The sequence below is a fragment of the Rhodococcus sp. ENV425 genome (genome assembly GCF_002887785.1).
GTDB lineage: Bacteria > Actinomycetota > Actinomycetes > Mycobacteriales > Mycobacteriaceae > Rhodococcus > Rhodococcus aetherivorans.
This window is the reverse complement of the sequence record NZ_PCZU01000222.1, coordinates 11,476-20,157: the sequence shown is the minus strand read 5'-3', so window position 1 is coordinate 20,157 and position 8,682 is coordinate 11,476. Positions and strand designations below refer to the sequence as shown.

The 8,682-nt window shown below is 71.6% G+C and carries 10 protein-coding genes and 1 pseudogene; 5 read left to right on the top strand and 6 right to left on the bottom strand.

Annotated elements, in window-relative coordinates:
* Positions 1 to 60: 60 nt before the first annotated feature.
* Both CQZ88_RS19505 and CQZ88_RS19500 read right to left on the bottom strand, forming a co-directional pair.
* Entirely contained in the window at positions 61 to 315 is a 255-nt protein-coding gene (locus CQZ88_RS19505) for a WhiB family transcriptional regulator (RefSeq protein WP_006550236.1), read from the bottom strand.
* Positions 316 to 541: 226 nt separating this feature from the next.
* Positions 542 to 1,504, bottom strand: a complete 963-nt coding sequence (locus CQZ88_RS19500) for a diacylglycerol kinase family protein (RefSeq protein WP_006942718.1) — start codon at positions 1,502 to 1,504, stop codon at positions 542 to 544.
* A gap of 47 nt (positions 1,505 to 1,551) precedes the next feature.
* On the opposite strand from CQZ88_RS19500, the gene CQZ88_RS19495 reads away from it, so the two are divergent.
* Complete coding sequence (locus tag CQZ88_RS19495; RefSeq protein WP_006942719.1) at positions 1,552 to 1,980, top strand: hypothetical protein; 429 nt, start codon at positions 1,552 to 1,554, stop codon at positions 1,978 to 1,980.
* On the opposite strand, the gene CQZ88_RS19490 is transcribed toward CQZ88_RS19495, so the two are convergent.
* Positions 1,950 to 2,450: a GNAT family N-acetyltransferase gene (locus CQZ88_RS19490; RefSeq protein ID WP_006942720.1), complete on the bottom strand. Its 501-nt coding sequence runs from the start codon at positions 2,448 to 2,450 to the stop codon at positions 1,950 to 1,952. The two genes, CQZ88_RS19495 and CQZ88_RS19490, sit on opposite strands and share 31 nt — an antisense overlap.
* Before the next feature lie 95 nt (positions 2,451 to 2,545).
* Here CQZ88_RS19490 and CQZ88_RS19485 point away from each other — a divergent pair, with 95 nt between their 5' ends.
* Positions 2,546 to 3,334 (top strand): ParA family protein, encoded by a 789-nt coding sequence (locus CQZ88_RS19485; protein ID WP_006942721.1) that lies wholly within the window; start codon positions 2,546 to 2,548, stop codon positions 3,332 to 3,334.
* A gap of 25 nt (positions 3,335 to 3,359) precedes the next feature.
* On the opposite strand, the gene CQZ88_RS19480 is transcribed toward CQZ88_RS19485, so the two are convergent.
* Both CQZ88_RS19480 and CQZ88_RS19475 read right to left on the bottom strand, forming a co-directional pair.
* Positions 3,360 to 4,577, bottom strand: a complete 1,218-nt coding sequence (locus CQZ88_RS19480; RefSeq protein ID WP_006942723.1) for a hypothetical protein — start codon at positions 4,575 to 4,577, stop codon at positions 3,360 to 3,362.
* A 9-nt stretch (positions 4,578 to 4,586) separates the two neighbouring features.
* Positions 4,587 to 6,191 carry a DEAD/DEAH box helicase gene (locus CQZ88_RS19475; protein WP_065922410.1) on the bottom strand — a complete coding sequence of 535 codons (1,605 nt, stop codon included), beginning with the start codon at positions 6,189 to 6,191 and terminating at the stop codon, positions 4,587 to 4,589.
* A 205-nt stretch (positions 6,192 to 6,396) separates the two neighbouring features.
* Here CQZ88_RS19475 and CQZ88_RS19470 point away from each other — a divergent pair, with 205 nt between their 5' ends.
* The gene (locus CQZ88_RS19470) at positions 6,397 to 7,101 is read left to right on the top strand and encodes a ferritin-like fold-containing protein (RefSeq protein ID WP_065922411.1); all 705 of its coding nucleotides are present in this window, start codon (positions 6,397 to 6,399) and stop codon (positions 7,099 to 7,101) included.
* A gap of 46 nt (positions 7,102 to 7,147) precedes the next feature.
* Positions 7,148 to 7,378, top strand: a complete 231-nt coding sequence (locus CQZ88_RS19465) for a DUF3107 domain-containing protein (protein ID WP_006942731.1) — start codon at positions 7,148 to 7,150, stop codon at positions 7,376 to 7,378.
* Between the two features lie 105 nt (positions 7,379 to 7,483).
* Here CQZ88_RS19465 and CQZ88_RS19460 read toward each other — a convergent pair whose 3' ends face one another.
* Complete coding sequence (locus tag CQZ88_RS19460) at positions 7,484 to 8,161, bottom strand: TetR/AcrR family transcriptional regulator (protein WP_006942732.1); 678 nt, start codon at positions 8,159 to 8,161, stop codon at positions 7,484 to 7,486.
* Positions 8,162 to 8,387: 226 nt separating this feature from the next.
* On the opposite strand from CQZ88_RS19460, the pseudogene CQZ88_RS32435 reads away from it, so the two are divergent.
* A pseudogene (locus tag CQZ88_RS32435) lies at positions 8,388 to 8,682 on the top strand (hypothetical protein); the annotation flags it as partial.

Below are 8,682 nucleotides of genomic sequence, written 5' to 3'. Positions count from 1 at the left end.
GGGAAGGCCCGGCACCGAAACGGTGCCGGGCCTTCCCGGAACTCTGTGGCGTAGGTCGCGTCAGACCGCGGTGCGTGCCCGGGTACGGGCGTTGCGGCGCTTGAGGGCGCGACGCTCGTCCTCGCTCATGCCGCCCCAGACGCCCGCGTCCTGGCCGGACTCGAGGGCCCACGAGAGGCACTCGGCGGTGACGGGGCAGCGGTTGCACACGAGCTTGGCGTCGGCGATCTGCGCGAGGGCCGGACCGCTGTTGCCGACGGGGAAGAACAGCTCGGGATCCTCGTCGCGGCAGATGGCCTTGTGGCGCCAGTCCATGCTTCTACTCTCCTTCGATAGTGCTCGTCGCACCGGCTGATCGTGGTGGCAAGTTCATGTGCGCGTCGGCAAGTGTTTCCGCGCGGTTACTTGTGAATGCTTTCACGAACCAGCGTGAAGTCAATAGAAAACGTCACGACCGTGGGGAAGCTCACGCCGACGGTGTCCCGGGTATTTGGGTTCGAACTTCCTTTGTACACCTCGGGAAACGAAAATGTAACCCGGATCACGTACGGGCGTCGGCGCGCCCGGGACACGGGGCCACGACGTCGAGCACGGCGGGCACCGACACGAACTCTACTTCGGTGCGAAGGCCCAGGTAGTCGCCGTCGACCTGCAGGCCGATCGGCCGGGACGACACCGCCTGCACCCGCGCGACGTCGTCGACGCGCACCAGGCGACGGGAGTTCGGATCGCCGCGCCGCGCGAGCAGCTGGCGGACCACCCGCAGGCTCGCGAACACCGCCGTCGTCGTCATCGCGAAGACTCCGAGCCCGGTCTCGAACGAGGTGCCCGGGTTGGTGTGCACCGGGCGCTTGTCGAGGTAGGTCCACGGGCTGGAATTGGAGACGAACGCGTAGTACACGCCCGGGATCGGTGGCCGGCCGGGCAGCGTCAACGTCAACGCGGGTTCGGCGCCCTTCGACTTGAAGAACTGCGTGATCGAATGCGCGACGTAACGCGCGGTGGTGACCTTCCGCCCGCCCAGCCGGCTCAGGTCGATGGCCTCGCACACCTGCGCGTCGAGCCCGAGGCCCGCATTGAAGACGAACCACCGGCCGTCGCAGTGGCCGAGGCCGATCCGGCGGGTGGTGCGCTGGGCCAGCAGGTCGAGCAACTGCTCGGTCGCCGTCACCGGATCGGCGTCCACGCCCAGCGACCGGGCGAAGACATTGGCCGAGCCGCCGGGGACCACCGCGAGCAGGGGGAGAGTGGGGTCGGCCACCCGTTCCGACGGGGTGCCGAGCAGGCCGTTGACGATCTCGTTGACGGTGCCGTCGCCGCCGTGCGCGACGACGACGTCCATCCCGTCGGCGTGCGCCGAGCGGGCCAGTTCGGCGGCGTGCCCCCGATGGGTGGTGTGGGCGACGGTGAGGGAGACCCGGTCGGCGAGCGCACGGGCCAGCCGGTCGCGACCGGCCGGAGTGGTGGTCGTCGCGTTGGGGTTCACGATCAGCAGTGCGCGCACGGAGCATCAGCCTAAGTGGTCTCGCACGGGTCCACTACGCTGGCCGGGTGTCCACCGAGTCGCCACGCAGCACCGTTCCGTCGACCGTTCGAGCCGCGGGTGGTCTCGTCGTCCTCGAAGGCGTGATCGCCATCGGCTTCGCTGTGGTCTCCGTGGTCCGGGCCCTCACGGGCGGGCACGACCAGACGGTCGGCAACGGCTACGGCCTCGCACTGTGGCTGGGGATCCTGTTCGGCGGCGTGCTCGCGGCCGGGATCGCGCTGCTGCGGGGCAAGCGGTGGGGGCGGGCCGTGGCGATCGTCGCCCAGCTGTTGCTGCTGCCGGTGGCCTGGTCGCTGCTGACGGACTCCCACCAGGTCGTGCTCGGCATCCTGCTCGCCCTGATCGTGGTGCCGGCGCTGGTGCTGCTGTTCAGCCCGCCGACGACGCGCTGGCTGGCGCAGGACTACGCCCCGGACGCCGACGACGTGGCCTGATCTCCGCCGAGCGCGGCGAGTGCCTGCCCGCTGAGGCGGAAGGTGGTCCACTCGTCCTGCGGGACGGCGCCGAGCGAGCGGTAGAACCCGATCGACGGCGTGTTCCAGTCCAGCACCGACCAGCTCAGGCGGCTGTAGCCGCGGTCGACGCATTCGCGGGCCAGTGCCGCGAGCAGAGCGCGGCCGTGGCCGTGGCCCCGGTGCTCGGGCCGGACGTACAGGTCCTCGAGGTAGATGCCGTGCACCCCGTCCCAGGTGGAGAAGTTGCGGAACCACAGCGCCATGCCCACCACCGTTCCCTGCGCGTCCTCTGCGACGTGGGCGAACGCGGCGGCGTCCCTGCCGAACAACGCCGTGTGCAGCTGCTCGGGCACGACGGTGCACTCGGCGCGGGCCTTCTCGTACTCGGCCAGCTCGTAGACGAGGGCGGTGAGGGCGTCGACGTCGGCGGGACGGGCGCGGCGGATCACGATCGGGGGCCTTTCGTGGGGATCGGCGACCCGCCGGACGGCGGAAGTCGCGGTCGATTCTCGCGTTCGGACGACTTTTAGGCGAGGATCGTTCCGTGACAACGGTACTTGCGGTGGCAAATCAGAAGGGTGGCGTCGCGAAGACGACCACCGTCGCGTCTCTGGCGGCCGCCCTGGCCGGGTTGGGGCAGCGGGTGCTCGTCGTCGACCTGGACCCGCAGGGATGCCTGACATTCTCGCTCGGGCACAACCCCGACCGGCTCGAACGCTCGGTGCACGACGTGCTGGTCGGGGCGGCGGAGGCCAAGGAGGTTCTGCTCGACACGGACGAGGGCTTCACGTTGCTGCCCGCGACGATCGACCTCGCCGGGGCCGAGGCGCTGCTGCTGATGCGGCCGGGGCGGGAGTTCACCCTCCGGCGGGCGCTGGCCCCGCTGCTCGACAGTTTCGACGTCGTCGTGATCGACTGCCCGCCGTCGCTGGGCGTGCTCACGCTCAACGGCCTGACCGCCGCGCAGTCCGTGCTCGTGCCCCTGCAGTGCGAGACCCTCGCGCACCGCGGCGTCGGGCAGCTGCTGCGTACCGTCGCCGAGGTCAAGCAGATCACCAACCCCGACCTCGAGCTCCTCGGTGCCCTGCCGACGCTCTACGACGCCCGCACGACGCACAGCCGCGACGTGCTCGCCGACGTCGCCGACCGGTACGACATGCCGGTGCTCGCGCCGCCGATCCCGCGCACCGTGCGCTTCGCGGAGGCGTCGGCGTCGGGGGCGTCGGTGCTCGCCGGCCGGAAGAACAAGGGCGCCGAGGCCTATCGCGAGCTGGCCGAGAACCTGCTCGCCCACTGGCGCGACGGCAAGAAGCTGGTCACCTTCACGTCGTGAGGTGCGCGGTGAGTTCCTCGGGGGCTCATCGCAGCACTACGACCTGCGGCCCGCGCTGCTCGAGCACCGAAGTCCCGGCGACCGCCACGTTCACCACTCCCGCCTCGTCGCGCACGACCGGAATCCGGCCCTGCACCGCCCCGGTGGCAGGCTCGACCACCGCGAGGGCGTCGCGCACCGGCAGCAGCAGGGCCCCGGCCATGGCGGCGCCGGTGCCCGTCGTCCCGGGCAGCGTCCACCGCGGCACCAGGTCGTCGCCGCCGAGGGCGACGGTCTCCGTGCCCGACCACCACGTGAGGAACGAACCCTGCACCGCGGCGGGGAACACCGCGTCCGGCGTCGCCGCGGCCGACAGCGGGTGCCGGGCGGTCAGCGTGCCGGCGGCGTCGTATCCGGCGAGAACGGGCCCGGACGAGGCGGTGGGCGGCAGGTACAGCACCGTGCGCTCACCGCTCACCGCGACGACGCGCGTACCCATGTCGTCCGGCCCCAGTTCCGGCAGCACCGACGAGGCGATCTCCTTCGGCTGGGAGTCTGCCTCCGGGGTCGTCTCGAGCAGCGTCAACCGGTCCGCCTCTTCGCCCGGGCAGCGTTCGACGACCGCCAGCCGGGTGCTGCTGGCCGCGGCCGAGCGCAGCGTGCACCCGTTGCGGGGTTGCGCCCCCGGCACGACGGGCGCGTCCACGCGCCCGTACTCGAGCGTGCGCACGAGATCCGACCGCCACAGTTCGAGGCGGGTGTCGCCCCGCGAGATCACGTGGGTGTCGGCGGCGGTGAGGGTCACTGCGTCGTCGGCGTCGCTGGAACGCTGCGCCCCGCGCATCCCCGAATCGGGGACCAGCTGGGTCACCTGGCTGCATCCCCGCTGGTCGCGGTACACCGCCACGGCGGTGCGCCAGTCCTCCACGACTCCGCACAGCGGCATGTCGCGGCCGTAGCGCCACAGCTCGGCGCCCGAGTCGAGGGCGCGGCCGGTGACCGTGCCGCCGTCGCCGGTGACCACGACACCTCCGACCGCGATCGGACGGGAGGTCGCGCCGCTGGGGGCCCGCCACGCCTCCGTCAGCGTCGACGGCACCGCCGTCGCGGACGCCGGCGCCTCGGGTGCCGCGTCGGTCGTGACGGACACGGTGCCGCGTGCGTCCGACCGCAGCCAGACGACGCTCGCCGCCGCGACGACCGCGACGGCGAGCAGGAGGGCTGCGATCAGGTCCGCCCGGGTTCTGCGCTCCGGTGCGAGCATCGCGGCCGACTACTGGGCAGCCGAGGCCGTGACCGTGTCGCTCTTCGCCGTCGCGGAGGAACCGCCGCGGCGCCGGCGCCGGCGCCGGCGTGCGGGCGCCGCCGTCCCGTCCCCGGAGTCCTCGGCCTGCTCCGACGCGGCGCTCGTGTTCTCGGGTCCGGTGTTCTCGGCACTTCCGGAGTCGGGCCGGCCACCGCGGGTGCGCCGGCGGACCCGGGTGCGCTTGGGTCGTGCCGCGTCCTCGGCGGGCTCGGCGGCCTCCTCGCGGGCGGGCCGCTCCGCCGGCGCCTTGCGGACCGTGCCGGTCGTGCCTTCGGGGATGCCCAGCTCCTCGAACAGGTGCGGCGAACTCGAGTACGTCTCGACCGGGTCGGACAGGCCGAGGTCGAGGGCCTTGTCGATGAGCTGCCAGCGCGGGATGTCGTCCCAGTCGACCAGGGTGACGGCGATGCCGGTGCGCCCCGCCCGGCCGGTGCGGCCGATGCGGTGGACGTAGGTCTTCTCGTCCTCGGGGCACTGGTAGTTCACGACGTGGGTGACGTCGTCGATGTCGATCCCGCGGGCGGCCACGTCGGTGGCGACGAGCACGTCGATCTTGCCCTTGCGGAACCTGTCGAGGGCCTTCTCCCGGGCGATCTGCCCCAGGTCGCCGTGCACGGCTCCGACGGCGAAGCCGCGCTCGGCGAGCTCGTCGGCGACCTTCTGCGCGGTGCGCTTGGTGCGGGTGAAGATCATCGTGGCGCCCCGGCCCTCGGCCTGCAGCACCCGCGCCACCAGCTCCGCCTTGTCGAGTGCGTGCGCGCGGTAGACGAGCTGGTTGGTGCGCTCGTGCACCGCGGAGGACTCCGGCTCCTCGGCCCGGATGTGCGTCGGGCGCGTGAGGAAGGTGCGGGCGAGCGTGATGATCGGGCCGGGCATCGTCGCCGAGAACAGCATCGTCTGGCGGCGGTCGGGCACCATGCCGAGAATGCGCTCGATGTCCGGGAGGAAGCCGAGGTCGAGCATCTCGTCCGCCTCGTCCATCACCAGGATGCCGATCTTGCCGAGGATCAGGTGACCCTGGTTGGCGAGATCCAGCAGACGGCCCGGGGTCCCGACAACGACGTCGACGCCCTTCTTCAGCACGTCGACCTGTGTCTCGTACGGGCGCCCGCCGTAGACGGACAGGACCTTCAGCGGTCCGTCGGCGCCGCGGAGGTACTTGGCGGCGTTCTCGAGGTCCTGCGTGACCTGCAGGCACAGCTCGCGCGTCGGCACGATCACCAGGGCGCGGGGCGTTCCGTCGAGGGCGGTGGTGCCGGACGCGGTGGTGGTGAGGCGGTGCAGCAGCGGGACACCGAACCCGAAGGTCTTGCCCATGCCGGTGCGCGCCTGTCCGATCAGGTCGTCGCCGGCGAGGGCGAGGGGGAGCGTCAGCTCCTGGATGGCGAAGGTGCGCTCGATGCCCATCTCGGCGAGAGCGCGGACGATCTCGTCCCGCACGCCCAGCTCGCCGAACGTGGGCGGGGTGTGGGTGGAGTCGAGTTGGGCCGACACCGTGGTTTCGGTGGCGTCGTCTTCGTGGTCGACAGTGATCTTGCTCAGGGGTCTGGCCTTCCTGGTCTCGGCACGCACGCACGAGTGGAGAGGCGACCGGCCTGCGCCTCAGCGAGAGCGACCGGAACGGGCTCTGCGAGGCGCGGCAGCGATCTGCGATCGGGTGCGCGCACATCATCGGTGAAGTCCGCGGGGCCGGTGGTCGGCGCCTCGAGGCGCGGCCTTCCAGGACCATTGTACCGTGAGCCGCGCGGTCACCGGCTGGGTACTACGCTGTGTCGTCATGGGAGCCGAAACGTCGCCGTCCGCCGCAGAGTCTCGTCCACCCGCCGCTCCGGCGCGCGTCCCGGCCGATCATCCCGGCGTCGCCGAGTTGTTCGCGGTGCTCGCCTACGGTGAGATCTCGGCCTTCTACCGCCTCGCCGACGATGCACGGATGTCGCCGAGCCTGCAGGGGCGGGTAGCGTTCGCGAGCATGGCCGCCGCGGAGATGAGCCACTTCGAGACGCTGCACGCCGCGCTCACCGCGCGCGGCGTGGAGATCTACACGGCGATGGAGCCCTACCGGCGCGCCCTCGACGCGTACCACGCGTCCACGAACCCCTCGACCTGGCACGAGTCGCTGGTCAAGGCGTATGTCGGCGACGGCATCGCCGCCGACTTCTACCGCGAGATCGCCGGCACCCTCGCCCCCGAGGTGGCGGAGGTCGTGCGGGAGGTCCTCGCCGAGACCGGGCACTCGGAGTTCGTGGTGCACGAGGTGCGCGAGGCGGTGCGGCGCAGCGCGGCCGACAAGGACCGGCTGATGCTGTGGGGACGGCGGCTGCTCGGCGAGGCCATCACCCAGGCGCAGTACGTGATGGCCCAGCGTGAGGACCTCACCGATCTGGTGATCGCCGCGTCCGGTGATCTCACCGACATTGCCGCGTTGTTCGACCGGATGCAGCTCGAGCACGCCGAGCGGATGGCGGTGCTGGGACTGCACTAGCCTGGGCGGGGACAGCTGTAGAGCCCTGAGAGTTCGGAGGTCGACCGTGGAGGTCAAGATCGGTGTTGCGGACAGTCCCCGCGAGCTCACCGTGATCAGCGAGCAGACGCCCGACGAGGTCGAGTCGCTCGTGGCGCAAGCCCTGGCCGGCGAGAAGGACGGCGTGCTGACACTCGTCGACGAGAAGGGCCGCAAGCTCATCGTGCAGGCGGCGCGGGTCACCTACGTCGAGATCGGTCCCGCCGACATTCGCAAGGTCGGGTTCGCGGCGACCTAGAACGACGGCATCACGACGAAGGGCCGGGGCTGCTGCCCCGGCCCTTCTGTCGTCGCGGGCGCGGCCCCGCCCTGGGGTCGGCGCCGTCTGGTCGGCGCCTTCCGGTTACCGCCTGCGCAGCTCCGGCTGCAGCGGCACGTGCGAGAGTCCACCCCAGGCGAGAGCGACCGTGGTGTCGACGGCGTCCTCCTTCGGAATCGGCCGGGCGGCCTCGAGCCAGTAGCGGGCGGTGAACTGGCTGGTGCCGACGAGGCCGACCGCCAGGATGCGCGCCCGGTAGGGGTCCAGACCGGAGTCGTGGCTCACCAGGTCGAACACCGCGTCGACGCAGGCCTCGGTGGCCTGCTCCACGCGGTGCGCCACCTGCGGCTCGCCCATCAGGTCCGATTCGAACACCAGACGGAAACCCTGCGAGTCGTTGTCGACGAAGTCGAAGAACGCCTGCACCGCGGCGCGGACGCGCTGCCTGTTGTCGGTCGTCGACCGCAGGGCCTGGCGGACTCCGGCGATCAGGCTGTCGACGTAGCTCTGCAGCACAGCGCAGTACAGTTCGAGCTTGCCGGGAAAGTGCTGGTACAGCACCGGCTTGCTGACCCCGGCGCACTCGGCGATCTCGTCCATGCCGGCCGCGTGGTATCCGCGGGTGACGAAGACTTCGCTGGCTGCAGCGAGGAGCTGGACCCGGCGCTCGTCCCGCGGCATCCGGGCGCCGCGTCGAGTGCCGGTGCCGTTGCCCGAGCTGGTGGCGCGGCCGGACGATGTCCGGGCTGCGAGTTCGGTCATGTCGCTCCCAATCCGAAAAATTCGTCGAAGTGATGCCTACCACTACGACGTGCAATCGTCTCTGCACGTTACAGGCCGGGGGGCCTCGAGGTGCCGTGCACCCCTACCCACGAGTATCCCAGCCGAAGGCCCACTGTGCGCGGCGCCACATCGGCGTGGCGGCGGTCGGCGCCCGCGCTCGGCGACCCGGCACGGCCGGCGACGGCCGTATGAGAGTCTGGCAACCGTGACCGACCGAGCAGGAGCCGGCGTGACGGACACACCGCGCCGCCCGGTGCGCAGTCCGCACCGGACACCCGAGGACCGGACGTCCGACCGGCGACGCAGCCGCGCCCCTTCCCACCAGCCTCTGCGAGCTCAGTGGGATCCCGTCTCGGGCGGGGAGAAGGTTCCTCGCCCGCCGCGCCCGGACCGCGGGGTGCGCAGGCAGACCCGGCTCGGCCGGTTCGTCGCGACCTACGGATGGCGGGCCTACGCCATCCCCGTCCTCGCGGTCCTCACGGTGATCGTCCTGGTGGATG